Origin of the sequence: Streptomyces sp. NPDC021019, assembly GCF_044333295.1 — a bacterium.
GTDB lineage: Bacteria > Actinomycetota > Actinomycetes > Streptomycetales > Streptomycetaceae > Streptomyces.
The window spans coordinates 338,053-362,773 of the sequence record NZ_JBIRQR010000008.1 but is presented as its reverse complement, the minus strand read 5'-3'; the positions used below and the strand labels follow the sequence as shown (position 1 = coordinate 362,773).

The window sequence follows — 24,721 nt, the reverse complement described above, 5'->3', positions numbered from 1 at the left end:
GCGCCGATGGTACTGCAGGGGGGACCCTGTGGGAGAGTAGGACGCCGCCGAACAATTTTTCCGGGAAAGCCCCGCACCTTTTGGTGCGGGGCTTTCCTGCGTTCCGGGACCTTGGGTGTGCCTGTTCGACCTCCACCCCCGTGCACCGGACGGGGGAAGCTGAGGGTAAGGTCAGGGGGCATCATCGGCACATTCTTCACAGGAGGCCCCCGGGTGGAGGTCCAGGAGACTCGGGTCCAGACGGACCGGGTCCTCACCATCCCCAACATCCTCAGCATGGCTCGCCTTGTCGGGGTACCGCTCTTCCTGTGGCTGATTCTCCGCCCCGTGTTCGGAGGGCCCAACAGCGACAACTGGGCGCTGCTGGTGCTGATGCTCAGCGGCATCAGCGACTACCTCGACGGGAAGCTGGCCCGCAAGTGGAACCAGATCAGCAGCCTCGGCCGGCTCCTGGACCCGGCGGCTGACCGCCTCTACATCCTTTCCACCCTCGTCGGCCTCACTTGGCGTGAGATCCTGCCCCTCTGGGTCACCGCGGCGCTTCTCGCCCGGGAACTGATGCTCCTGGTGATGGTGGCCATCCTGCGACGCCACGGGTATCCGCCTCCGCAGGTCAACTTCCTCGGAAAAGCTGCAACCTTCAACCTGATGTACGCGTTCCCCTTGTTGCTGCTCAGCGACGGGAGTGGTTGGCTGGCTTCACTGGCCGCTGTTTTCGGATGGGCGTTCGCAGGATGGGGTACAACGCTCTACTGGTGGGCAGGAATCCTCTATGTGGTTCAGGTCCGCCGGATCGTGAAGGCGGACGCAGTAGCCGATTGAGCTCGTTGATGCGGTGCCGCGCAGTGTGGCCGGCCCGCGGCAGATGGTGTGAACCATGCCCCGACGGGCGCAATTCGGCTGACCGTCGTCTCTTCTAGGAGGACGTTTCCGACATGAAGGCCGTCGTGATGGCTGGCGGCGAAGGCACACGCCTTCGCCCCATGACCTCGAGCATGCCCAAGCCGCTCCTGCCCGTGGCCAACAGGCCGATCATGGAGCACGTCCTACGGCTGCTCAAGCGGCATGGGCTCAGTGAAACCGTAGTGACCGTCCAATTCCTCGCCTCCCTCGTCAAAAATTATTTCGGGGACGGCGAAGAGCTCGGGATGGAGCTCACCTACGCCAACGAGGAGAAGCCACTCGGCACCGCGGGCAGCGTGAAGAACGCGGAAGAGGCGTTGAAGGACGACACGTTCCTCGTCATTTCCGGTGACGCGCTCACCGACTTCGACCTCACCGACCTCATCGCGTTCCACAAAGAAAAGGGCGGGCTCGTCACGGTCTGCCTGACCAGGGTTCCCAATCCCCTGGAATTCGGGATCACCATCGTGGACGAGAACGGCCAGGTCGAACGGTTCCTGGAGAAGCCGACCTGGGGACAGGTCTTCTCGGACACCGTGAACACGGGCATCTACGTCATGGAGCCCGAAGTGTTCGACTACGTCCAGGCCGACACCTCGGTCGACTGGTCCGGTGACGTCTTCCCTCAGCTGATGAAGGAGGGCAAGCCCATCTACGGCTATATCGCCGAGGGCTACTGGGAAGACGTGGGCACCCACGAAAGCTACGTGAAGGCCCAGGCGGACGTCCTGGAGCGCAAGGTCGACGTGGAGCTCGACGGCTTCGAGATCTCGCCCGGCGTGTGGGTCGCCGAAGGGGCCGAGGTCCACCCCGACGCCGTGCTGCGCGGACCGCTGTACATCGGCGACTACGCCAAGGTCGAGGCGGACGTCGAGATCCGCGAGCACACGGTCGTGGGGTCGAACGTCGTCGTCAAGACGGGCGCCTTCCTCCACAGGGCCGTGGTGCACGACAACGTCTACATCGGACAGCACAGCAACCTCCGGGGCTGCGTCGTCGGCAAGAACACCGACATCATGCGGGCGGCCCGGATCGAGGACGGCGCCGTCATCGGGGACGAATGCCTGGTCGGCGAGGAGTCGATCATCCAGGGCAACGTCCGGGTGTATCCGTTCAAGACGATCGAGGCCGGCGCGTTCGTCAACACCTCGGTGATCTGGGAGTCCCGAGGGCAGGCGCACCTCTTCGGGGCGCGCGGGGTCTCCGGAATCCTGAACGTCGAGATCACCCCCGAACTGGCCGTACGGCTGGCCGGGGCCTACGCCACGACCCTCAAGAAGGGCTCGACGGTCACGACCGCGCGTGACCACTCCCGAGGTGCCCGCGCCCTCAAGCGGGCCGTCATCTCGGCACTCCAGGCCAGCGCCATCGACGTCCGGGACCTGGAGAACGTCCCCCTGCCCGTGGCGCGCCAGCAGACCGCTCGAGGCAGCGCCGGCGGCATCATGATCCGTACGTCGCCCGGGGTGCCCGACTCGGTGGACATCATGTTCATCGACGAGCGGGGCGCGGACCTCTCGCAGGCGCAGCAGCGCAAGCTCGACCGGGTCTACGCGCGCCAGGAGTACCGCAGGGCCTTCCCCGGCGAGATCGGGGACCTGCACTTCCCGTCCAGCGTGTTCGACTCGTACACCGGCTCCCTCCTGCGGAACGTCGACGTCACCGGCATCGCGGACTCCGGCCTCAAGGTCGTCGTCGACGCCTCCAACGGCAGCGCCGGGCTCGTCCTGCCCAGCCTGCTCGGGCGGCTCGGCGTGGACGCGCTGACGATCAACCCCGGACTCGACGAGGCGCGGCCCACCGAGTCGGCCGACACCCGGCGGGCCGGTCTCGTGCGGCTCGGGGAGATCGTGTCCTCCGCACGGGCGGCCTTCGGAGTGCGGTTCGACCCGGTGGGCGAGCGGCTGTCCCTCGTCGACGAACTGGGCCGGATCATCGAGGACGACCGGGCCCTGCTGGTCCTCCTGGATCTCGTCGCCGCCGAGCGGCGCAGCGGTCGTGTCGCCCTGCCCGTGACGACCACGCGCGTCGCCGAGCAGGTGGCGGCCTACCACGGCACCCAGGTGGAGTGGACGACCACCTCGCCCGACGATCTGACCCGAGTGGGCCGTGAAGAGGACACCATCTTCGGAGGAGACGGGCGCGGCGGCTTCATCGTTCCCGAATTCAGCAGCGTGTTCGACGGGACCGCCGCCTTCGTCCGGCTCATCGGGCTCGTCGCGCGCACCCAGCTCACGCTGAGCCAGATCGACGCCCGGATTCCCCGGGCGCATGTCCTGCGCCGCGACCTGGCGACCCCCTGGGCCGTCAAGGGGCTCGTCATGCGCCGGGTCGTCGAAGCGGCCGGTGACCGCAGTGTGGACACCACGGACGGGGTCCGGGTGGTCGAGGCGGACGGGCGGTGGATCATGGTCCTGCCCGACCGGGCGGAGGCCGTCACCCATCTGTGGGCCGAAGGCCCGGACGACGCCTCGGCCCAGGCACTGCTCGACGAGTGGGCCGCGGTGGTGGACAGCGCCGGGGACTGACGCGCACGCGGTGCGCCGCGACGCCCCCGGGCAGGGGTCGCGGCGCACCGGTGGGGCCATTCGGCGGCAGCCGCGATGACGTGCGACGATGTGCGGCATGTCGCAGCAGTCCCCCGATCGGAGCACCGCCCCGCCGCCCACACGCCCCGACGCCTCCATGTCGCTGCTGAACAACGTGATGGACCACAGCCTCGACGACGGGTACGCGGAGGCCTCCGCACGGCGCAGGGCCGACGGGAGCGCTGGGCTGCCCCGTACGCTCAAGTCGAAGCTCGGCCTGGCCGCCGGACTGGTGGTGGCCGCCCTGGTGGTCACCCTCGGCGCCGCCGAGGCGCGGATCTCCGCGCCGGTCGTGGCCAAGGAGCGCGAGGAGCTGATCGACCGCATCGACGCGGAGACAGAGGCCGCGGATACGTTGGAGTCCGACGTCGACGCGCTCCGCCGCGATGTGAGCGAACGTCAGCGCAAGGCCCTTGAGCAACACGGTGGGGACCGGGGGCAACTGGTGGCGCTGTTGGCCGGAGCGACGCCGGTCGAGGGCCCCGGCGTGAAACTGGTCGTCGACGACGCGAAGGACACCGACCAGGGCGGCGGTGGGCCGCGCGAGTCGACGGGCTTCGCCGACACCGGACGGATGCGCGACCGGGACATGCAGCGGGTCGTCAACGGCCTCTGGGAGTCCGGGGCCGAGGCGATCGCCATCAACGGGCAGAGGCTGACGGCGCTGTCGGCCATCCGGGCCGCCGGCGACGCCATACTGGTCGACAACAGACCGCTCGTACCGCCCTACACGGTCCTCGCGGTGGGGGACGGCAAGAAGCTGGCGTCCGCCTTCCAGGACAGCGCCGACGGCCAGTACCTTCAGGCGCTCAAGGAGAGCTTCGACATCCGCACCAGCATCTCCGATCAGGCGAAGGTGCGGCTTCCGGCCGCGCCGAGCCTGATCGTCCGTACAGCAGAGCCGAAGGCCGCCGGCAGTGGTGCGGCAGACACAGGGAAGGGCACATCGTGATCGCCGTACTGGGCCTCGTCGTGGGAGTCGTGGTCGGACTGTTGGTCCGGCCCGAGGTACCGGCGGTGGTCGAGCCCTATCTGCCGATCGCCGTGGTCGCCGCGCTCGACGCCGTCTTCGGCGGTCTGCGGGCCATGCTCGACGGCATCTTCGTCGACAAGGTCTTCGTGGTCTCCTTCCTCTCGAACGTCGTGGTGGCCGCGCTGATCGTCTTCCTCGGCGACAAACTGGGTGTCGGCGCTCAACTCTCCACCGGTGTGGTGGTCGTGCTGGGCATTCGGATCTTCTCCAACGCCGCCGCGATCCGTCGGCACGTCTTCCGGGCTTGAGGCCGATGAACAACGACGAGAATCCCCGCAGCGAACAGTCCGGGAGCGGCGCGTCCGCCGTCCCCGACCCTCCCGCGCCGCCGCCTGCCACGGAGGTGTCCGGTCGGCAGAGGCTCAAGGCGGGTCTGTGGCCGCCGCGGCTGAGCCGGGCCCAACTGATCGTCGCCTTGCTGCTGTTCGGGCTCGGGTTGGGGCTCGCCATCCAGGTGCGGTCCACCAGCGACGACAGCGCGCTGCGCGGAGCCCGGCAGGAGGACCTGGTCCGCATCCTCGACGAGGTCGACGACCGGACCCAGCGTCTGGAGGACGAGAAGCAGCGTCTGGACGATCAGCGCACCGAGCTGGAGAACAGCTCCGACCAGGCCGAGGAGGCCCGGAAGCAGACGCTGGAGAAGGAACGCCAGCTAGGTATCCTCGCGGGCACCGCGGCGGCGCAGGGTCCTGGCATCACACTGACGATCACCGACCCCTCGGGGGCCGTCGCGCCCGACATGCTGCTCGACGCCATTCAGGAACTCCGGGCGGCAGGGGCCGAGGCGATCCAGGTCAACGGGGTACGGGTGGTGGCCAGCACCTACTTCTCCGGGGACGCCGGGAGCGTCCAGGTGGACGGGGAGAAGATCGAGGCGCCGTACGAGTTCACGGTGATCGGCAAACCGCAGGATCTGGAGCCCGCCCTCAACATTCCCGGCGGTGTGGTCCAGACGTTGGAGAAGGAGCAGGCCACGGTGCTGGTGGAGCGGTCCGACGACATCGTCGTCGATGCCTTGCGACCGGCGCAGCGGCCTGACTACGCTCGGTCGTCATCCCCGTGAGCCGGGCGAGCGTGGGGGCCGGTGGAGCGGGTCGGACGGTTGCGGGGGGTCGGCGCACCGGATTGGTGGTGCGTGGTGGAAACTGTCGGGTGGATACGGACGTTGTGAAGATGTCCGGGTCGGCAGGTGTGTTCAATCAGGGTTCGTCCTGCCCCACGGGCGGGTCTATGTCGGTCAAGGGGAATCGCCCGTGAAGTTGTTTGCGAAGTTGTTCGGGAAGAGTGCTCGCGAGGACAGCAACAGTGCTGCCCGCCACCGCGCGCCGCGCCACGGTCAGGGCGAGGAGCAGGAGGCGGAGCGTCCGCTCTTCCGCGACGAGGTGTCCGGCGCCCCGGGGGGTGACGGCGTGTCGTCTGTTGACCCTGCCGGTGCCGGACGCATAGGTTTCGGCGCACCATCAGCCTCGAGTACGGGTGGAGGGTTCACCCCGGAGGGCTCGTCGATGCCGGTCTGCACGAGGTGCGGTCACCGCAACGCGGAGGCCAGCAGGTTCTGTTCCAACTGCGGCGCGCCGCTGCGGGGCGGTGTTCCCGAGCGTCCCTCGGAGACGACGTCCACCATCTCCATCTCCGGTCTCGAGGCGTACGAGGCGGAGGCGACGGGTCAGACCGCTCTGCCCTCGCTCTCCCCGGAGGCCCAGGCCGCGGTCGACGCGCTGCCCGGAGGATCGGCGCTGCTGGTCGTGCGGAGGGGCCCGAACTCCGGGAGCCGCTTCCTGCTCGACAGCGACCTGACCACGGCCGGCCGTCACCCGCAGAGCGACATCTTTCTCGATGACGTGACCGTGTCGCGGCGTCATGTGGAGTTCCGCAGGAGCCCGGACGGTAGCTTCACCGTGGGTGATGTCGGCAGCCTCAACGGCACCTACGTCAACCGTGAGCGCATCGATTCGGTCCAGCTGTCCAACGGCGACGAAGTCCAGATCGGAAAGTACCGCCTGGTCTTCTATGCGAGCCCGCGGGGCGTGTGACCAGCCCCCGGACTCCGTCCGGGGGGACCCCGAGGAAGGCCCATGCTGCGAACACCGACAGGCGGTGCCGGACACGGCACCGCCACCGCGGAAGCACGTCCGATGAGCATCGGTACGGTGCTCATCCAGCTGCGGGACGAGTTTCCCGAAGTCACGATCTCCAAGATCCGGTTCCTGGAGGCGGAGGGGCTCGTCGAGCCACAGCGCACTCCTTCCGGATACCGGAAGTTCGCCCCGCGTGATGTGGAGCGCCTGGCTCAGGTGCTCCGCATGCAGCGGGACCACTACCTGCCGCTGAAGGTCATCCGGGAGCACCTGGACGCCCTGGCCCGGGGTGAGCAGCCTGTGCTGCCCTCGCCCGGCGAGCGGCGGGACCTGGCCGACGGGGTGTGGGAGACCGGCCCCGGGACGGCGACCGCCGCCCGGGTCGGACGGGCCGAGCTGCTCGCCGCGGCCGAGGTCGACGAGGACCGGCTGGCCGAGTGGGAGTCCTACGGACTGATCGTCCCCGCCTCCGGGGGCGGCTATGACGCCGAGATGGTGACGGTCGCCAAGCTGGTGGCGGACCTGGGGCGTTTCGGCCTGGAGCCGCGTCACCTTCGGGCCATGCGGGCCTCCGCCGACCGGGAGGCGGGGCTGGTGGAGCAGCTGGTCGCGCCCTTGCGCCGGCACCGTAATCCGCAGACCAGAGCCCATGCCGAGACCACCGCGAACGAGCTCGCCGAGCTGTCCGTACGACTGCACGCGGCCCTCGTGCAGAGCGCTCTGCGCAGCCGTCTGCACTGACCTCGGCGGAGCCCGACTACCCAAACATGGCGAGCACGTCCTAGGGTTGCTGTGTGAACGAGCTCGACGTTGTCGGTGTCCGGGTGGAAATGCCCTCCAACCAACCGATCGTTCTCCTGCGTGAAGTGGGAGGCGACCGGTACCTCCCCATTTGGATCGGTCCGGGGGAGGCGACCGCGATTGCCTTCGCCCAGCAGGGCATGGCTCCCGCCAGGCCGCTGACCCATGACCTGTTCAAGGATGTGCTCGAGGCCTTGGGCCAGGAGCTCACCGAGGTCCGCATCACGGACCTTCGCGAAGGGGTCTTCTACGCGGAGCTCGTCTTCGCCAGCGGAGTCGAGGTGAGCGCCCGGCCCTCCGACGCCATAGCGCTCGCCCTGCGGACCGGCACGCCGATCTACGGCAGTGACGGCGTGCTGGACGATGCGGGCATCGCGATCCCCGACGAGCAGGAGGACGAGGTGGAGAAGTTCCGCGAGTTCCTCGATCAGATCTCTCCGGAGGACTTCGGTACGAACAGTCAGTGACCGTCCCGCAGGGGTGCTGTCAGCGCATCCGACAAGCCTTTCCCGGAAACGAGACACGGGAAACCACCCTCAGGGTGATTATCACTCGGCGTGCCGAGTGTGGCGATCGTTGACGCACCCCGAGTGACTGCCTACCTTCGAGTGGGCAGGTCAAGGACGGAGGTCGGCGTGAGAAGCAGCGGCGACGGTACGGCGGCGGGTGGGCCGTATCCGCAGCACGGCAGTGGAGCCGACCACGCCATCAGGCAGCCGGTTCAGCCGGCAGCGGTGGCAGCGGGAGGCGTGGCAGCGGCGAGCGATGCCGGCGACATCGGCTATCGCGGACCGACGGCGTGCGCGGCGGCGGGGATCACCTACCGCCAGTTGGACTACTGGGCCCGTACGGGACTGGTCGAGCCCAGTGTGCGCCCGGCCTACGGGTCGGGGACCCAGCGTCTCTACAGTTTCCGGGACGTGGTTCTCCTCAAGATCGTCAAGCGCTTCCTGGACACCGGGGTCGCTCTGCAGAACATCCGCACCACGGTCCAGCACCTGCGGGCCCGCGGGTTCCAGGATCTTGAGCGCATGACGCTGATGAGCGACGGAGCCACGGTCTACGAGTGCTCCTCGCCCGACGAGGTCGTCAGTCTGCTCCAGGGCGGGCAGGGAGTCTTCGGGATCGCCGTCGGCGTCGTCTGGCGGGACGTGGACGTCGCGCTCTCGCAGCTGCACGGCGAGCGGGTCGACACCGGCGAGACACTCGTCGGCCACAACCCCGCCGACGAGCTGGCGCGGCGCCGCAACCGCGCCGTCTGAGCACCCGGAAGCCCAGCACGGCGGGCAGCGCGAAGAGGACGAAGGGATGGTCCGGCACCCACGGGGTGCCGGACCGTCCCGTTGTCAGTGCCGTAGGGCAGCATCGACGGTGTGAGACCCGCGCCCACCATCCTTCACCTGGACATGGACGCCTTCTACGCGTCGGCGGAGCAGGCGGCCAAGCCGAGCCTGCGCGGCAAGGCGGTCGTGGTGGGCGGCCTCGGACCGCGTGGAGTGGTCGCCACCGCCTCGTACGAGGCCCGGCGCCTGGGTGTGCACTCGGCGATGCCCACCGCACAGGCGCGGCGCCTCGCACCGAACGCCGCCTACCTGGTGCCCCGCTTCTCGCTGTACCGGAAGGTGAGCGATCAGGTGATGGAGCTCCTGGGGCGGCTGTCGCCCCTGGTGGAGCCGCTCAGCCTGGACGAGGCCTTCGTGGACCTGGAGGCCGGTGGGACGGCCGACGACGCGGCGTCGGCCCGTGCGACGGGTGAGGGGTTGCGGACGGCGATCCGCGCGGTGACCGGCCTCAGTGGATCCGTCGGGCTGGCAGGTTCCAAGATGCTCGCCAAGATCGCCTCCGAGGAGGCCAAGCCCGACGGGCTGCTGCTCATCGAGCCGGGCTCCGAGCGTGAGCTGCTCGCCCCCATGTCCGTGCGCATCCTGCCGGGGGTCGGCCCGGCCACCGGCGACCACCTCAGACGCGCCGGGATGACCACCGTCCACGATCTGGCCGAGGCGGGTGAGGCGGAGCTCGTGCGGCTGGTCGGCAAGGCCCACGGCCACGGGCTCTACCGGATGGCGCTGGGGCTCGACGACCGGCCGGTGGTCGCCGAGCGGGACGCCAAATCCGTATCGGTGGAGGACACCTTCGACGTGGACCTGCACGACCGGGTGCGGGTGCGGGCCGAGGTGGAGCGGCTGGCCGTCCGGTGCGTGGAGCGGCTGCGCGCCGCCGACCGGTCGGGCCGCACGGTGGTGCTGAAGGTGCGCCGCTACGACTTCTCCACCCTGACCCGCTCCGAGACGCTCAGAGGCCCCACGGACGACCCCACAGTGGTCCGTGAGGCGGCGGGGCGGCTGCTGGAGTCCGTCGACACCACGGGGGGCGTACGGCTGCTGGGGGTCGGTGTGACGGGGCTGGCCGACTACACGCAGGAGGACCTGTTCGCCCAGGCCGCCGACGCCCGGGAGCTCGCTCAGCGGGCAGAGGAGGAGCACCGGGCCCTGCCCGGGGAGGGTGGCGAGGAGAACGGGCTGACGGAGCCCGAGCCGGAGGGCGCGGAGCTGCTCGCCGCGCGGCGCTGGCCCGCCGGGCACGACGTGCACCACGAGGAGCACGGGCACGGCTGGGTGCAGGGCAGCGGCGTGGGCCGGGTCACCGTCCGGTTCGAGGAACCGTGGAGCGCACCCGGCCGGGTGCTGACATTCCGCATCGACGATCCGCTGCTGCGGCCCGCCGACCCGCTGCCGCTCGTCCGTGACGCGGCCGACTACTCCTCCTGGCCCGCCAGCCTGCCGAAGTCCCGGTCGGGCGCCGACTCCGCCGGGGGCGAGGAGTCCAGCCCGTAGTGGCGGTAAAGCTGCAGTTCCTGCTCGGGCGAGAGATGCCGGCCGACGCCGAAGTCCGGCGCGCCCTTGATCAACGCGCGGTCGAAGGGGACGCGCAGCGCGTCCTCGACGAATTCGCTGGGCTCCAGGGGGACGAAGGCGTCCCTGCTGAACAGGCCGGTGCGGACGGCCGCCCACTCGGGCACGCCCGTCGCGTCGTCGAGATAGACCTCATCCACCGTTCCGATCTTGGCGCCCTTGCGATCGAATGCCTTGCGGCCGATCAGGCGGCGCGGATCGATGTCGGTCTGCACGGTGCCTCCCACTGGTCGCAACTGCTCAGGGTGGACGCTGTCGCTCCACCAGCACCACACAAGTGCAGATCCGTGGCGTCGGCCACTCGAGAACTCCGGCGCGATGGCCGCTGGTAGGCTGGCTGTGGCTGCTGACCCCGTGCGGGAGAGTCCTCCGGTGCAGAATCCGGAGGCGCCGAAGGAGCAACTCCTCCCCGGAATCTCTCAGGCCCCCGTACCGCACGGACGAGGTCACTCTGGAAAGCAGGGGGATTCCGTGCGGGCGCAGGCCCAGGCGGACTCGACCCTCACCGACGGTGAAAGTCGGCACGCCCCCGTGCGCGCCGGTGAAGCTCTCAGGTTGAGATGACAGAGGGGGAGGCCGTTCGGGCACCCGCGCCGTGGTGCCCCTCGCAGGTCGTGACAGACCAGGAGGCCTCCACCATGACCCCCCGTCGCACTCCGCTCTCCCAGCTGGAGCAGGGCATTCCGTTCGAGCAGCGCCACATAGGGCCCGACGCCGGAGCGCAGGCGAAGATGCTCGCCCAGGTCGGCTACGGCTCCCTCGACGAGCTCACCGCCGCCGCGGTGCCCGACGTGATCAAGAGCGCGGAGGCCCTGAACCTTCCCTCGGCGCGCACCGAGGCGGAGGTCCTGGCCGAGCTGCGGTCGCTGGCCGACCGCAACGAGGTGCTGGCCCCGATGATCGGCCTCGGCTACTACGGCACCTTCACGCCGCCCGTCATCCTGCGCAACGTCATGGAGAACCCCGCCTGGTACACGGCCTACACGCCGTACCAGCCGGAGATCTCCCAGGGCCGCCTGGAGGCCCTCCTGAACTTCCAGACGATGGTCGCCGAGCTGACCGGGCTGCCCACCTCCGGCGCCTCCCTGCTCGACGAGGGCACCGCGGCCGCCGAGGCGATGGCCCTCGCCCGGCGCGTCGGCAAGGTCAAGAAGGGCGTCTTCCTGGTCGACGCCGACACGCTGCCGCAGACCGTCGCGGTGATCGAGACCCGCGCCGAGCCCACCGGTGTCGAGGTCGTCGTCGCCGACCTGAGCGACGGCATCCCCGCCGAGATCGCCGAGCGCGGCGTCTTCGGCGTCCTGCTCCAGTACCCGGGCGCCTCCGGGGCCGTGCGCGCCATCGAGCCCGTCATCGAGCAGGCCCACGAGCTCGGTGCGATCGTCACCGTCGCCGCCGACCTGCTGGCCCTCACGCTGCTCACCTCGCCCGGGGCTCTCGGCGCCGACATCGCGGTCGGCACCACCCAGCGCTTCGGCGTCCCGATGGGCTTCGGCGGTCCGCACGCCGGTTTCATGGCGGTCCGCGAGAAGTTCGCCCGCTCCCTGCCGGGCCGACTCGTCGGCGTCTCCGTCGACGCCGACGGCAACAAGGCCTACCGCCTCGCCCTCCAGACCCGCGAGCAGCACATCCGCCGCGAGAAGGCCACCAGCAACATCTGTACCGCGCAGGTCCTGCTCGCCGTCATGGCCGGCATGTACGCGGTCTACCACGGCCCCGACGGGCTGCGGACGATCGCCCGGCGCACCCACCGCTTCGCCGCGATCCTGGCCGACGGCCTGCGGAGCGCCGGCGTGGACGTCGTGCACGGCGCGTTCTTCGACACCCTGACCGTGCGCGTCCCCGGCAGGGCCGCGGCCGTCGTCGCGGACGCCCGGGAGCGCGGGGTCAACCTCCGCCTCGTCGACGCCGACCAGGTCTCCATCGCCTGCGACGAGACCACCACCCGTGCGCAGATCTCCGCCGTCTGGGCCGCCTTCGACGCCGAGGGCGACATCGAGGCGCTGGACTCCACGGTCGCCGACACGCTGCCCGAGCGGCTGCTGCGCTCCGACGACATCCTGACCCACCCGGTCTTCCACCAGCACCGCTCCGAGACCGCGATGCTGCGCTACCTGCGCAAGCTCGCCGACCGTGACTACGCGCTGGACCGCGGCATGATCCCGCTCGGCTCCTGCACCATGAAGCTCAACGCGACCGCCGAGATGGAGTCGATCACCTGGCCCGAGTTCGGCGCGCTGCACCCCTTCGCCCCGGCCGAGCAGGCGCAGGGCTTCCTCACGCTCATCCGTGAGCTGGAGGAGCGCCTCGCCGAGGTCACCGGCTACGACGCGGTGTCCATCCAGCCCAACGCCGGCTCCCAGGGAGAGTTCGCGGGGCTGCTGGCCGTCCGTGCCTACCACCGGGCCAACGGCGACGAGCAGCGCACCGTCTGCCTCATCCCGTCCTCCGCGCACGGCACCAACGCCGCCAGCGCGGTCATGGCCGGCATGAAGGTCGTCGTGGTGAAGACCGCCGACGACGGCGAGGTCGACATCGCGGACCTGCGCGCCAAGATCGAGCAGCACCGCGACGAGCTGGCCGTGCTCATGATCACCTACCCGTCCACGCACGGGGTGTTCGAGGAGCACGTCGCCGAGATCTGCGGCGAGGTGCACGACGCGGGCGGCCAGGTCTACGTCGACGGCGCCAACCTCAACGCGCTGGTCGGGCTCGCCAAGCCCGGCAAGTTCGGCGGCGACGTCTCGCACCTGAACCTGCACAAGACCTTCTGCATCCCCCACGGCGGCGGCGGCCCCGGCGTCGGCCCGGTCGGCGTCCGCGCGCACCTCGCCCCGTACCTCCCCAACCACCCCCTCCAGCCCGCCGCGGGTCCGGAGACCGGTGTGGGCCCGATCTCGGCCGCCCCGTGGGGTTCGGCGGGCATCCTGCCGATCTCGTGGGCGTACGTCCGTCTGATGGGCGGCGAGGGGCTCAAGCGGGCCACGCAGGTCGCCGTGCTGGCCGCGAACTACATCGCCAAGCGGCTGGAGCCGCACTTCCCGATCCTGTACAACGGGCCGGCCGGTCTGGTCGCGCACGAGTGCATCGTGGACCTGCGCCCGATCTCCAAGGCGACCGGCGTCTCCATCGACGACGTGGCAAAGCGTCTGATCGACTACGGCTTCCACTCGCCCACCATGTCGTTCCCGGTGGCCGGCACGCTGATGATCGAGCCGACGGAGAGCGAGGACCTCGCGGAGCTCGACCGTTTCTGCGACACCATGATCGCGATCCGGGCCGAGATCGAGAAGGTGGCCTCGGGGGAGTGGAGCCGGGACGACAACCCGCTGAGCAACGCCCCGCACACCGCGGCCGCGCTCGGCGGTGACTGGGACCACGGTTACAGCCGCGAGGAGGCCGTCTTCCCGGCCGGAGTGTCCGCCGCGGACAAGTACTGGCCGCCGGTGCGCCGCATCGACGGCGCCTTCGGCGACCGGAACCTGGTCTGCTCCTGCCCCCCGCTGGACGCGTACGACGACTGAGACAGGCCGCGGAAGGGCGCGCGCCGTGAGCGGTGCACGCCGGACATGCGTCGGGGCCGGTGCGGAGATCTCTCCGGGCCGGCCCCTGTTCGTCGGCCCGTCCTCAGGCGGCCTTCACCACGCGGCCGGTTGCCAGGGGCCGGTGCGGGGCGATGATCCGTCCGTCGGGCAGCAGCTCGCCGGTGTCCTCGAAGAGCAGGACACCGTTGCACAAGAGGCTCCACCCCTGTTCGGGGTGGTGGGCCGTCAGGCGGGCGGCCTCCCGGTCGGGCGAATCGGCGGTGGGGCAGGGTGGCTGGTGCTGGCACATGGATGGGTTCTTTCGCTGCGTCGAGTCGAGTGTCCTGCGGCTGGATGAGGTACTCATGGCCGCCCCCGTATCAGTCGGTCCGGTCCCAGTGTTGCCCTACGGGGAAGATTCCGCAGGGATTTGGCCGCAGCACCCGTACTCCTCTCATGACGCATCACCCGCGCGGACGGTTCACCGCAACTGCACTGTCCCTTTGGGTGGTTCGGGGTGGCCGGATGGAGCTAGTCCGGGTGGGCAGCACAGCGCCCCCGCAGTAACCCCTGCCCCGCCCGAACACCGGGCGGGGCAGGGCGGGGTCGCTACGGGGGCGCTGTGTCGGGGTGGCGCCGGTCAGGCCGACCTGAGGAGCGGGCCCGGGGCCACGCGCAGCGAGATGACGGGCAGCAGATCGGCGACCCGGTGCGGGCGGTGGGCGGCGATGCCCGGCGGGGCAGGCGCCAGGGGCACCAGGACGTCCGTCGGTGAGAGCGTCCCGCCGGCGGGATCGGCCTCGGTGTCGCCGTGCAGCCAGAGGGTGAGCATGTACAGCTCCGGGATGGACAGCAGCCGGGCCTGGCAGGCGGTGGACGACCCCTCCGCCTGCCGGAGGGCCAGCTCGGTCGAGGCGAGGTAGGGCCCCTCGAAGAAGTGGGAGAAGGCCCAACCGTCGGGCGTGAGCACGGTGTCCGCCGCGGCGATCGCGCGGCCCTCGCTCCGGATCAGGAAACGCCAGGCCGCGAGGCGTGTCGGAGGTGCTGTCCTGGTGGGCGCGATCCGGTCCAGCACATGCACGGGAAGCGGCAGTTCGGGGCTCAGCGGTCCCTGGACGGACCGGAGAGCGGATGTTCGGGCCTCGCGGACGGCGGTGGGAGAACCGAGGGCCGCGAGAACGCTGCGCAGGGCGGGCGAGGGAGCTGGGGGAACATGCAGCGGCATAATGGGTCGCCTCTCACTTCGGAGACACGGTGGCGCTTGGGCGGGTGCAGACGGCGCTGTCGGCATGAGGGCCGGAGACGGCCGGTGACGGGCGAGTCGCATCAACTCTCTGCCTCGTTGAGCGGAGTTTATATGACTCGTGTTCACACAGTGTTTCCACTAGCGGTCGGAGATATGTCGCGCAAGGCGTCATCCGGCCTTCGAATTGTGGTATTCCTGGTGATTTGAGCTGCTGTCGGCGACCCCGACCTGGCGTTCTTCCGGTGGAGCGGTCGGCTGAAACGCGTCGATGTTTTCACCGCGCATACCCCGGTCGAAAATATGGGGAACCACATGCCTCCGGAATGTGCCCCCGGTCTCCTTCCATCAGACTATCGGGTATCGGAGGCTCGTGGGGGCGTTACGGATCACTCCCGCTGGGCATTATCGATCGTGATGCGAGCGGCCTGGGCCGCGGGCCGCCCACTGGAGGAGGGACCCCTCGATGGGGGAGAAGGTCGTGGCGGAAGCCTTTGACCTGTCCGATCGACAGGCGTACCGCGCCAAGCTCAGCCAGTGCCTGGAGGGGCTGGGCAGACTCCTGGCGGAGCGGAGGTTCGACCGTCCGCGGAACCTGATGGGGCTGGAGATAGAGCTGAATCTCGCGGGTTCCGACGGGATGCCCCGGATGATGAACCAGCAAGTGCTCCAGCGCATCGCGAGCCGGGATTTCCAGACCGAACTGGGGATGTTCAATCTCGAAGTGAATATCGTCCCGCACCGCCTCGGCGGCCGGGTTTTCGATCAGCTCGCGGAGGAGTTGCGGACCGGCCTCGCCTATGCGCACCGCAAGGCGGGGGAGGTGGACGCGGGGATCGTGATGATCGGAATCCTGCCCACCCTGGGCGAGCACGACGTGGTGTCCGCCAATCTCTCGGACGTGGACCGCTACACCCTGCTCAACGATCAAATGGCGGCCGCCCGGGGGGAGGATTTTCTCCTGGATATCGAAGGCGTCGAGCGATTGGTCTGCACCTCGCCCTCCATCGCCCCCGAATCGGCCTGCACCTCGGTACAGCTGCACCTCCAGGTGACGCCCGCCCGGTTCGCCGACGTGTGGAACGCCGCCCAGGCGATCACCGGCGTCCAGATCGCGCTCGGCGCCAACTCCCCCTTCCTCTTCGGCAAGGAGCTGTGGCGGGAGTCCCGGCCGCCCCTGTTCCAGCAGGCCACCGACGTGCGGCCGCCGGAGCTGGCCAACCAGGGAGTGCGCCCCAGGACCTGGTTCGGGGAGCGCTGGATCGGCTCCGCCCACGAGCTCTTCGAGGAGAACCTGCGTTACTTCCCGCCGCTGCTGCCGATCTGCGACGACGAGGACCCCCTGAAGGTGCTGGACGAGGGCGGGGTGCCCGAGCTCTCCGAGCTGGTGCTGCACAACGGCACCATCTACCGCTGGAACCGTCCGGTGTACGGGATCGCCGACGGCGTTCCCCATCTGCGGGTGGAGAACCGGGTGCTGCCCGCCGGGCCGACGGTCACCGATGTGATCGCCAACGCGGCCTTCTACTACGGGCTCGTAAGGGCGCTCGCCGAGGAGTCCCGGCCGGTGTGGAGCAGGCTCCCGTTCGAGGCCGCCGAGGAGAATTTCACCGAGGCCTGTCGGCACGGCATCGAGGCCGAGCTGCTCTGGCCGCGGGCGGGCCGCTCCGGCGGGCTGGCGAGGATCCCCGCCGTACAGCTGGTGCTGGAGGAGCTGCTGCCGCTGGCGGCCGCGGGGCTGGACGCCTGGCACATCGAACCCGCCGACCGGGACCGCTGTCTCGGGGTGATCGAGGAGCGCTGCAAGCGGCGCGTCAACGGGGCCTCCTGGCAGGTGGCCACGTACCGCCGGGCCCTGGGCGCCGGGCTGGGGCGGGACGCGGCGCTCGCGGCCACCACCCGCCGGTATGCCGAGCTGATGCACGCCGGGGAGCCGGTCCACACCTGGCCGGTGGGTTTCCCGGCGCCCTGAGACTCCCCGGGAAGCCGGCGCCGGTGACGGGCCCGGCTCCGGCTCCCGGGCCGGTCACTCCTGTGCGACGAGTCGGGTCTGCGGCCGCCGTGAGCTTCCCCGGGTGGCTCTTGCCGCCCTTGACCGGGTCGCCGAGCCGCTTCGTCGGCATGAGGGGGAGTCCTCGTCGCCGTCCAGCGGAGTCGGGCAGTCGGAACGGTCGCCAGGGTGAGGACGAGCGGGGTGGCGACGGCGACCGTACGACGCCGTCGCCGGGGGCTCGGGGTGGTCCCGGGGTCCTTCCGCCGCGTGCTGTCGGGCAAGCTATGACGTCCCATGCCGGTGGAGCCCCTCGTTGAGGATGGAACCGGGGAAAAGGGGCCGCACCATCAGCGAGGGTGGTCGTCCCCCGGCCTGTCGCGCATGATCTTCGTACCTCTATTCGAGACCCTGGTGCGGCGGTGGGCGGGATGAGACGTGATTGCGGAACAAGAGGCAGGTGGACAGGTGGAGACCGGGCGCGTGGCTGATTCCTTCCCTCAAGAGGCCGTGTCGCGAAGGATCTCGCGGTCCGAGGTGCTGCTGGTCCTGGCACTCTCGCTGGGTGCCAGCGCGGTGTCCTCTCTCATCAGTTTCGTCGGATCGCTGACGAAACCGGGGGGGTTGAAGGATCAGGCGGCGACGCTCAACGGCTCGTACGCTCCAGACCGTCCATGGCTGGATCTGTCATGGCAAGTGTTCGGAATCGCCACGGCTCTGGTGCCGGTCGCGCTGGTCGCGCACCTGTTGATCCGGGAAGGAGCGGGGCTGCGGGTCATCGGGTTCGACGTGACGAAACCCTGGTTCGACCTCGGCCGCGGGACCCTCGTCGCGGCCGGCATCGGCAGTGCCGGCCTCGCCTTCTACCTGCTGGCCCGCGCCACCGGATTCAACCTGACGGTCGTTCCCGAGTCCCTGCCCGAGGTCTGGTGGAAATTCCCCGTACTGATCCTCTCGGCGATCCAGAACTCCGTGGTGGAGGAGGTCATCGTCGTCGGCTATCTGCTGCGCAGACTCGGACAGTTGGGCTGGACCCCGATGGCCGCGCTGGTGGCCAGCTCCGTGCTGCGCGGGTCGTACCACCTGTACCAGGGAATCGGCGGCTTCATCGGCAACGTGGTGATGGGCGTCGTGTTCGTGTTGCTCTACCGACGCTGGGGCCGGGTGGGCCCACTGGTCGTCGCGCACGCGCTCCTGGACATCGGGGCGTTCGTCGGGTACGCCCTGCTCGCCGGCCGGGTCGACTGGCTGCCGACGCCGTGAGGGCGGTGCAGTCAGGGCGGTGAGCGGTGCGCCGGGAGTGGCGGCGCACCGCGACGGCCGTCAGAGCGTGGTGAGCAGTTCGCCGTCGATCACCGTGACCGCCGTGCCGGTCAGCAGGGTGCGCTCGCCGCGCAACGCGGTGCCGACCAGCCCCGAGCGGGCGGACGCCTGGAGGCCGGTGAGGTCGTCGCGGCCGAGGCGGGCCGACCAGAAGGGCGCCAGCGCGGTATGGGCGCTGCCGGTGACCGGGTCCTCGTCGATGCCGACGCCCGGGAAGAAGCCGCGCGAGACGTAGTCGTATCCCCGGGCGGGGTCCTCGGCCGCGGCGGTGGCGATCACACCGCGCCGGGAGTGGGCCGCCAGCGCGGCGAAGTCCGGGGCGAGCGCCCGTACGGCCGCCTCGTCGCGGAGCTCGACCAGCAGGTCGCCGATGTGCTCACCGGTGTCGTGCACCGAGACGGGGTCCGCCCCGAGGGCGTCGGCGAGGCCGTCCGGCACCGGCTCCTCGGTCAGCGGGGAGGTGGGGAAGTCGAGGGTGAGAGTGCCGTCCTGCCGGGCGGTCGCGATCAGGATCCCGCAGCGCGCGGCGAAGCGCACCGGGCCCGTGGCCAGACCCGTGGTGTGCAGGACGTGGGCGGTGGCGAGCGTGGCGTGTCCGCACATGTCCACCTCGGTGGCCGGAGTGAACCAGCGCAGCGCCCAGTCGGCCGCGTCGCCCGGCGGCAGCGGGTGGGCGAAGGCCGTCTCGGAGAGGTTGACCTCGGCGGCGATCTCCTGCAGACGTGCGTCGGCCGGGAACGTACCGCTGTCCAGCAGGAGTACGCCGGCGGGGTTTCCGGAGAAGGGGCGGTCGGTGAACGCGTCGACGATGCGGATCCTCATGGGACGACCGTAGATCGCAGGGTCTGAGGCGGGCCAAGGCCAATTCCGGGTGGCCGGCCCCTGACCGCCGTGTCGGAGCGGCCGGGCCCGGCGATGGTTCTCGCTCACCGGTGACTCCCCGGGCCCGACGGAGTCACCAGAAGGAGAACGTACGCGTCCAGTGCCGGAGCGTACGCGTCCAGTGCACAGGGAGAGAGCGGCATGGGCACCCTCGCGATCACGCAGAACATCACCGTCGACGGCTCGATCGAAATGGTCACGGACTGGTTCGATCCCCGGGGGCAGGCGGGCGCGGCAGCATCACCCTGGCCCACGCGCTGATCGCGGCCGGTCGGTCGACGAGTACCGCCTCTTCGTGTACCCGGCGGTCCAGGGCCGCGGCCGGCGTCTCTTCCCCGAAGGTTACGAAGTCCCCCGGCTGCGGCTCCTGGAATCGAGGGCGTTCCGCAGCGGGATCACCCTGCAGCGGTACGCCCCCGGCCCGACCCGGCCGGGGGCGCCGCTCGCCCGCCTGGGACCGGAAGCACCCGTCCCAGGCGGGCGAGCGGGGACACGGCCATCAGGACCGGCGACAGCATCATGCCCGCGGCCGACACCAGGAGGCCGGTGCGCGGACCCCACTCCTGTGCGAGCAGGCCGCCGAGCAGCGAGCCGAGCGGGGTGAACCCCATCCCGACGAAGGTGATCGTCGCGGCCGCGCGCCCCTGCATCCCGTCCGGTGTGACAGCCTGCCGCACCGACATGACCGTGACGTTCACCAGCTGGCTGAACGTCCCGAACACGAAGTTGACGGCAAGGAGCGCGAGCACCGTCGCGATCGAGGATCCTTGCAGGGCCGGTACGCACAGCAACGCACCGTTGCCGAGCACCGCCGCGGACACGAGCACGGCACCGTGACCGAACCGGCCCGGCAGCCGTGCGGCCAGGACCGAGCCCAGGAGCGCGCCCGGTCCGGTCGCCGCGAGGGCGAGGCCGACGGTGACGCCCGTCAGCCGAAGTTCGTGCGGGACGAAGAGCAGGTAGACGGTCATCGTGGCCGCGAAGGAGAGCTGGAAGGCGGCCGAGGCGAGGCACACGGCCCGCAGCGAGGCGTTCTTGGCGACGAAACGCAGGCCTTCCCCGATGCGGCGCCGGACCGGGGAGGCGCGCTCCGCTGCCGGTGCCGCACGCCCGGGTACGGCTTCGGGGCCACGGATCCGCCTCAAGGACCCGAACGAAGCCGCGAAGAACAGCGCGCCCGTGGCTACCGCGACCGGGGCCGACAACAGCGACACCAACGTGCCGCCGAGCGCGGGGCCGCCGATCTGCGCCGCGGACCGGCTGCCCTCCAACGCGCTGTTGCCCCAAACGAGTTGATCGCGCCGCACCATCCGTACGAGGGACGCCTGGTACGCCACGTCGAAGAGGACCGACAGGGCTCCGACGGTGAACGCCACCACGAACAGCGCCGGCAGGCCGAGCAGTCCGAGGAGACCGGCCACGGCCGCCGCCCCCAGGGCCACGGCTCGGCCGGCGTCGGTGAGCACCATCACCGTCCGGGCCCGCCACCGGTCCACCCAGGCGCCCGCGAGGAGTGAGAGCAGCAGGATCGGCGCCTGCCCCACGGCGCGGAGGGCGCCCAACTGGCCCGCGCCCGCATCGAGCGTCAGGACGGCGAAGAGCGGCAGCACGACGAGCGTCGTGTGTTCGCCGAGCTGGGAGGCCGTCTGACCTGCCCAGAGCCTGCGGAAGTCGGCGTCCCCCAGGGGACCTGACGGTTCGGCCCCGCCCCTGTGCGGTACGCCGGAGGAAGGGGCGGGGGAGGAGGGAGAGGAGGAGAAGGGCCGCACAGAAACCTCTGGGGTCGCGGGGCACGAGACCCGCGGCCCGGCGCACGCAAGTGTGCCCGGGCATCGGGCAGGAGAAGGGCTCGCTGTGCCGCGACCTCAAGGGCAGCACGCGATGACGGGCCGATCCGGCTACGACGTCAGCGCGCGCTCGGACGACCGACCATGGCTCTCCCCTCCTGGCGAGTCATTCGCCGCCCGGAACGCTAGTGCTTGCCGGGCGGGGGCGAAAGGCAATTCTCGGGGAGGCACGGGAAGGCGTGCCTGGGCTCGGAGGGGTGCGACCGGGCGGTACCTCTCGGCGTCCGCGACGCAGAGCACCGTAGATCGGATCACCGTCCGTGCCGCTCCCGCCGTTCGTGCCGCTCCCGCCGTTCTCACCGCCCGTGCCGCTCCCGCCGCCCGTCCGTTCCCGCCGGTCCGGGCGTCGGAGACCGTGCGGGCGGTGGGGCCGGGTCACGCGACGGCGGTGCCCTCGAGCTCGACCAGCTGGCCGGGGACCGCCAGTCGCGTCACCCCGAGCAGGGTGCTGGTCGGCGCCACTGAGGCCGCGCCCAGCCGTCCCGCCAGCACGCCGTAGTGCCGGAGGAGCAGATCGACGTCGGTCGTGTAGACGTTGAGGCGGACGAGGTTCGCGAGAGACATGCCCGCCTCGCTCAGCACGGCCTCCAGGTTGTCGATGCTCAGCGTCAACTGCGCCGCCATGTCCCCGTCGTGCTGGGGCTTGCCGTCCTCGCTCATCGAGGTCTGCCCCGAGACGTACAGGGTCCGGGTCTGCCCGGACACGACTTCACCCTGGTTGAACCCCAGGTCCACCGACCACGTCACCGGGTTCACGGCCGTTCGTTCCAGCGCCACGTCAGCTCCATTCATTTCATGGGAGTACGGAGGTCCGTCGGCCCGGCGGTCGCCGGCCTCGACGTCGTACGGGGGAGCCTGCCAACAAAAGACGACACCCTTGGTCATGTATTTCGCTACCGTTCCCGCATGCGCGCCGACCGATTGGTCTCGTTGGTACTGCTGTTGCGTCAGCGTGGTCGGCTCACCGCCGACACGCTGGCCCGTGAGCTGGAGGTGTCCACCCGTACCGTGCTGCGCGACATCGAGGCACTGTCCGCGGCCGGAGTTCCGGTCTACGCCGAACGCGGCAGGCACGGCGGGTTCGCCCTGTTGCCCGGTTTCCGGACCGAGCTCACCGGGCTGAACCACGACGAGACCCTCGCCCTGCTGGCCGCCGGATCGGGACGCGGGGAGCAGTTGTTCGGCCTCGGGCCGGCGCTCGCCTCGGCCATGCGGAAGGTGGTCGACGCGCTGCCCGAAAGCCATCAGGCCGCCGCGAGCGACGCCGCCCAGCGGTTTCTCGTCGACCCGGAGACCGACCTCCTCTCGCGGCGGCCGGCCATGGACCAGGTATCGGGCACCACCATGATCGAGGTCCGCCGGGCCGTGCTCTCCGGTCGCAAACTGCGCATCCACTACGCGGCCACGGACCGGGCGCCGCAGTGGCGCACGGTGGACCCGATCGGCCTGGTGACCGTACGGGACCGGGGCTACCTGCTGGCCACCAGATCAGGCGCGGACCGCACCTACCGGCTGTCACGGGTGCTGGCCGCCGAGGAACTGCCCGAACCGGCCGAGCGGCCGAACCGGGTCGACCTGGACCGGATCTGGCGGGACCGCTCCGCGCGATTCCTAGCCGGCGGCGACCACGTCACCGCGCTGGTACGGGTGAATCCGGCGCGGCGAGAGGAACTGCTGGGCACCGTGCTGGCCGTCCGCGCGGAAGATCCCGACGCGGACGGCTGGCCACGGCTGGAAGTCACCTTCCAGGACGCACGGCACGCCGAATGGGCTCTGTGGCGTCTCGGTACGGATGCGGAGGCCCTGGCCCCGCAGTCCCTGCGCAGCGCCCTGCGCGACGTCGCCGTCGCGCTCGCCGCCCGGTACGGAACCTAGCGCGCGGCCCCGCTTCGGAACCCAGGGGGTGTCTTGCCGATCGGGGCCCGCCGCGGTTCAGCGACCGAACGGACGAAGGCGATCGTGCGCGAGCGCAGGCCCTCCCGGCGCGAGGCGATGATCTCGTCGACCGGACGGTCGAAGGTCTCGCGGACCGGCTTGCCGTGCACCTTCACCGCGCAGTCGAGGTCGGTGCACAGGAGGAGACCGATCGCGTCGAGGCGTTCGCGCTTGTCACGTGAGGGGCGTTGGGCGGTGAACAGCGAGACCTCGTTGAAGCGGCGGGCGAACCGGCACAGGTCGCACATCACCGCGCGCGAACCGCGCGCCGAGTCGCTCGGGGCCTGGCGCAGCAGTACTCCCCGCGCTCGGCCGTCGACCTCGGTGACGAGGTAGGCGTGGGCCGGGGCGCGCAGGTCTCTCCAGCCGAGGTAGTCGATCCGGTGCCATCGGACGTCGTCGAACCGGGCCGGCAGGCGGACCTTCTTCGCGGCCGGGTCCAGGTTCACGATCGCGCCGCGCACCTCTTCCCTGGTCATGGGGAGCATGGCTTCTCCTTGTGCGTCGCACACGGGTGCGATCTGTAGGGGGGCGGGGGGTGGGAACCCCGAGCGTCAAGGCGCGGGGGTGGTGGGCGCCGTGTGCCACGGCGCCGCGCGGGACGGCCGGGTCACGGCGTGAGTCGCATGCGATGGGCGACGCCGGGGTCCCGCAGGGGTTTGAGCGCCAGGCGCACCAGAGCCAGGGCGTTGTCGTCACCGGCGATGCGATTGGCGCTGAGCTCGCCGCAGGACACGCACTGGTGGATGATCATCCACTCGCCGTCGGGCCTGACCGACATGCCCAGGGCTTCCATCCGGGCGTGGCAGTCCGCAGCCCGGTCGCCCGGCACCCGCCGGTCGACGTGCAGGCTGACCAGGCAGTTCGGGCAGTGATTGCGGTGCCGGGTGCCGGGGGCTTCCAGGGACACGTCCAGTCGGCAGCCCGTGCACCGGAAAGCGTCTCCCCGGTGCCCTCCCTCGCTGTGCAGGACGTCCTTGTACCGCTGCGGCCGGCGTGCGGCCCGGGCACGGCGACGGGTGTTCTTCGCTCGTCTCGGCATGTCCGGTCCTCTCCTCTCCTTCCGGTTCAGAGGTCGCCGAACGCTTCGAGCGGAAAGGGGGGTTGCGCCAGTGGCCGGACGGCCAACCGCATCAGGATGAGTTGGTTGTCGTCCGTGCGGGTGGGGTGGGAGGTCAGCTCGTCACAGCGCACGCAACGGTGAATGACCACCCAGCCGCCCGTACGCGGCACGGCGACGGCGATCGGCGACATGCGGCCCCCGCAGTCACCGGAACCGCCGTCGGCGGGGTCGAGAACGTGCTGGAACTGCAGGCACGACGGGCAGTGGTGGCGCCGTGCGCCGTCGTCGGCGACGGACACGGTCCGGCCGCACCACGCGCAGGAGAAAGCGCTGTTCAGGGTGGTGCGTGGCGTGCTGGAGAGAGTTCTGTTGGTGCTGGACACCCGGGGCGCTCCTTGCTGGGAAGTCTGTGATGACAGCAAGAGCAGGCCGAGCGGCCTCGACGAAGACGCCCACCCCGTACGGCGCGACATGCGCGCGGGCGGAGGCAGGGGCTGATTCAGTGCACCGGAGAGTCACGTCCGGACGCCGTCCGAGAGGGACGGCAGCGGAAAGGCGGACTACTGGTCAGACGGTGCAGCGAGGCGCGCGCGGCGCGG

The 24,721-nt window shown here is 70.5% G+C and carries 23 protein-coding genes and 1 riboswitch; of the genes, 14 read left to right on the top strand and 9 right to left on the bottom strand.

Translation table 11 applies throughout. The features are described from left to right. Positions 1 to 213: 213 nt before the first annotated feature. The 10 genes from ACH4RG_RS32655 (at position 214) to ACH4RG_RS32610 (ending at position 10,237) form a co-directional block, all read left to right on the top strand. Positions 214 to 822 carry a CDP-alcohol phosphatidyltransferase family protein gene (locus tag ACH4RG_RS32655; RefSeq protein ID WP_397932631.1) on the top strand — a complete coding sequence of 203 codons (609 nt, stop codon included), beginning with the start codon at positions 214 to 216 and terminating at the stop codon, positions 820 to 822. 113 nt (positions 823 to 935) lie between these two features. Beyond that, positions 936 to 3,431 (top strand): sugar phosphate nucleotidyltransferase, encoded by a 2,496-nt coding sequence (locus ACH4RG_RS32650; protein ID WP_397923173.1) that lies wholly within the window; start codon positions 936 to 938, stop codon positions 3,429 to 3,431. 97 nt (positions 3,432 to 3,528) lie between these two features. Then, positions 3,529 to 4,443 carry a DUF881 domain-containing protein gene (locus ACH4RG_RS32645; RefSeq protein ID WP_397932633.1) on the top strand — a complete coding sequence of 305 codons (915 nt, stop codon included), beginning with the start codon at positions 3,529 to 3,531 and terminating at the stop codon, positions 4,441 to 4,443. After that, positions 4,440 to 4,772, top strand: coding sequence for a small basic family protein (locus tag ACH4RG_RS32640; RefSeq protein ID WP_003970459.1), 333 nt, complete (start codon positions 4,440 to 4,442; stop codon positions 4,770 to 4,772). The genes ACH4RG_RS32645 and ACH4RG_RS32640 overlap by 4 nt, the downstream gene beginning before the upstream one ends. 5 nt (positions 4,773 to 4,777) lie before the next feature. Then, entirely contained in the window at positions 4,778 to 5,587 is an 810-nt protein-coding gene (locus ACH4RG_RS32635; RefSeq protein WP_397923177.1) for a DUF881 domain-containing protein, read from the top strand. 190 nt (positions 5,588 to 5,777) lie between these two features. Beyond that, positions 5,778 to 6,557 (top strand): FHA domain-containing protein, encoded by a 780-nt coding sequence (locus ACH4RG_RS32630; protein ID WP_078625830.1) that lies wholly within the window; start codon positions 5,778 to 5,780, stop codon positions 6,555 to 6,557. Between the two features lie 42 nt (positions 6,558 to 6,599). Further along, positions 6,600 to 7,343: a MerR family transcriptional regulator gene (locus ACH4RG_RS32625; RefSeq protein ID WP_397923179.1), complete on the top strand. Its 744-nt coding sequence runs from the start codon at positions 6,600 to 6,602 to the stop codon at positions 7,341 to 7,343. A gap of 53 nt (positions 7,344 to 7,396) precedes the next feature. Next, positions 7,397 to 7,870, top strand: coding sequence for a bifunctional nuclease family protein (locus tag ACH4RG_RS32620; RefSeq protein WP_003970463.1), 474 nt, complete (start codon positions 7,397 to 7,399; stop codon positions 7,868 to 7,870). Positions 7,871 to 8,038: 168 nt separating this feature from the next. After that, on the top strand, positions 8,039 to 8,665 hold the full coding sequence (locus ACH4RG_RS32615) for a MerR family transcriptional regulator (RefSeq protein ID WP_361881053.1): 627 nt from the start codon (positions 8,039 to 8,041) through the stop codon (positions 8,663 to 8,665). Between the two features lie 111 nt (positions 8,666 to 8,776). Continuing rightward, a complete protein-coding gene (locus ACH4RG_RS32610) occupies positions 8,777 to 10,237 on the top strand; it encodes a DNA polymerase IV (RefSeq protein ID WP_397923183.1) in 1,461 nt (486 codons plus the stop codon). Here the strand turns inward: ACH4RG_RS32610 and ACH4RG_RS32605 are convergent. Continuing rightward, entirely contained in the window at positions 10,159 to 10,530 is a 372-nt protein-coding gene (locus tag ACH4RG_RS32605; protein ID WP_397923185.1) for a PRC-barrel domain-containing protein, read from the bottom strand. The genes ACH4RG_RS32610 and ACH4RG_RS32605 overlap by 79 nt on opposite strands. Before the next feature lie 132 nt (positions 10,531 to 10,662). Then, a riboswitch (glycine riboswitch) is annotated at positions 10,663 to 10,760 on the top strand. 193 nt (positions 10,761 to 10,953) lie between these two features. On the opposite strand from ACH4RG_RS32605, the gene gcvP reads away from it, so the two are divergent. Continuing rightward, positions 10,954 to 13,839, top strand: coding sequence for an aminomethyl-transferring glycine dehydrogenase (gene gcvP / locus ACH4RG_RS32600; RefSeq protein ID WP_397932635.1), 2,886 nt, complete (start codon positions 10,954 to 10,956; stop codon positions 13,837 to 13,839). A gap of 103 nt (positions 13,840 to 13,942) precedes the next feature. On the opposite strand, the gene ACH4RG_RS32595 is transcribed toward gcvP, so the two are convergent. Both ACH4RG_RS32595 and ACH4RG_RS32590 read right to left on the bottom strand, forming a co-directional pair. Continuing rightward, positions 13,943 to 14,149: a DUF5999 family protein gene (locus ACH4RG_RS32595; RefSeq protein ID WP_397923779.1), complete on the bottom strand. Its 207-nt coding sequence runs from the start codon at positions 14,147 to 14,149 to the stop codon at positions 13,943 to 13,945. A gap of 330 nt (positions 14,150 to 14,479) precedes the next feature. Next, positions 14,480 to 15,064 (bottom strand): hypothetical protein, encoded by a 585-nt coding sequence (locus ACH4RG_RS32590; RefSeq protein WP_397923189.1) that lies wholly within the window; start codon positions 15,062 to 15,064, stop codon positions 14,480 to 14,482. A 484-nt stretch (positions 15,065 to 15,548) separates the two neighbouring features. On the opposite strand from ACH4RG_RS32590, the gene ACH4RG_RS32585 reads away from it, so the two are divergent. Continuing rightward, complete coding sequence (locus tag ACH4RG_RS32585) at positions 15,549 to 17,054, top strand: glutamate--cysteine ligase (protein WP_397923191.1); 1,506 nt, start codon at positions 15,549 to 15,551, stop codon at positions 17,052 to 17,054. A 501-nt stretch (positions 17,055 to 17,555) separates the two neighbouring features. Next, entirely contained in the window at positions 17,556 to 18,335 is a 780-nt protein-coding gene (locus ACH4RG_RS32580) for a CPBP family intramembrane glutamic endopeptidase (protein ID WP_397923192.1), read from the top strand. A gap of 60 nt (positions 18,336 to 18,395) precedes the next feature. Here the strand turns inward: ACH4RG_RS32580 and ACH4RG_RS32575 are convergent, their stop codons facing one another. From ACH4RG_RS32575 to ACH4RG_RS32565, 3 genes are all read right to left on the bottom strand, one after another. Continuing rightward, positions 18,396 to 19,217 carry a PhzF family phenazine biosynthesis protein gene (locus tag ACH4RG_RS32575; protein WP_397923194.1) on the bottom strand — a complete coding sequence of 274 codons (822 nt, stop codon included), beginning with the start codon at positions 19,215 to 19,217 and terminating at the stop codon, positions 18,396 to 18,398. A 455-nt stretch (positions 19,218 to 19,672) separates the two neighbouring features. Further along, complete coding sequence (locus ACH4RG_RS32570; protein WP_398540646.1) at positions 19,673 to 21,046, bottom strand: MFS transporter; 1,374 nt, start codon at positions 21,044 to 21,046, stop codon at positions 19,673 to 19,675. A gap of 453 nt (positions 21,047 to 21,499) precedes the next feature. Further along, entirely contained in the window at positions 21,500 to 21,895 is a 396-nt protein-coding gene (locus ACH4RG_RS32565) for a RidA family protein (protein WP_397923781.1), read from the bottom strand. A 135-nt stretch (positions 21,896 to 22,030) separates the two neighbouring features. Here ACH4RG_RS32565 and ACH4RG_RS32560 point away from each other — a divergent pair, with 135 nt between their 5' ends. After that, positions 22,031 to 22,999 carry a helix-turn-helix transcriptional regulator gene (locus ACH4RG_RS32560; protein WP_398163299.1) on the top strand — a complete coding sequence of 323 codons (969 nt, stop codon included), beginning with the start codon at positions 22,031 to 22,033 and terminating at the stop codon, positions 22,997 to 22,999. Here ACH4RG_RS32560 and ACH4RG_RS32555 read toward each other — a convergent pair. From ACH4RG_RS32555 to ACH4RG_RS32545, 3 genes are all read right to left on the bottom strand, one after another. Further along, a complete protein-coding gene (locus tag ACH4RG_RS32555) occupies positions 22,996 to 23,547 on the bottom strand; it encodes an FBP domain-containing protein (RefSeq protein ID WP_398163300.1) in 552 nt (183 codons plus the stop codon). The two genes, ACH4RG_RS32560 and ACH4RG_RS32555, sit on opposite strands and share 4 nt — an antisense overlap. A 122-nt stretch (positions 23,548 to 23,669) precedes the next feature. Next, positions 23,670 to 24,101: an RNHCP domain-containing protein gene (locus tag ACH4RG_RS32550; protein ID WP_397923202.1), complete on the bottom strand. Its 432-nt coding sequence runs from the start codon at positions 24,099 to 24,101 to the stop codon at positions 23,670 to 23,672. Positions 24,102 to 24,127: 26 nt separating this feature from the next. After that, on the bottom strand, positions 24,128 to 24,505 hold the full coding sequence (locus tag ACH4RG_RS32545) for an RNHCP domain-containing protein (RefSeq protein ID WP_397923204.1): 378 nt from the start codon (positions 24,503 to 24,505) through the stop codon (positions 24,128 to 24,130). Between the last annotated feature and the right edge of the window lie 216 nt (positions 24,506 to 24,721).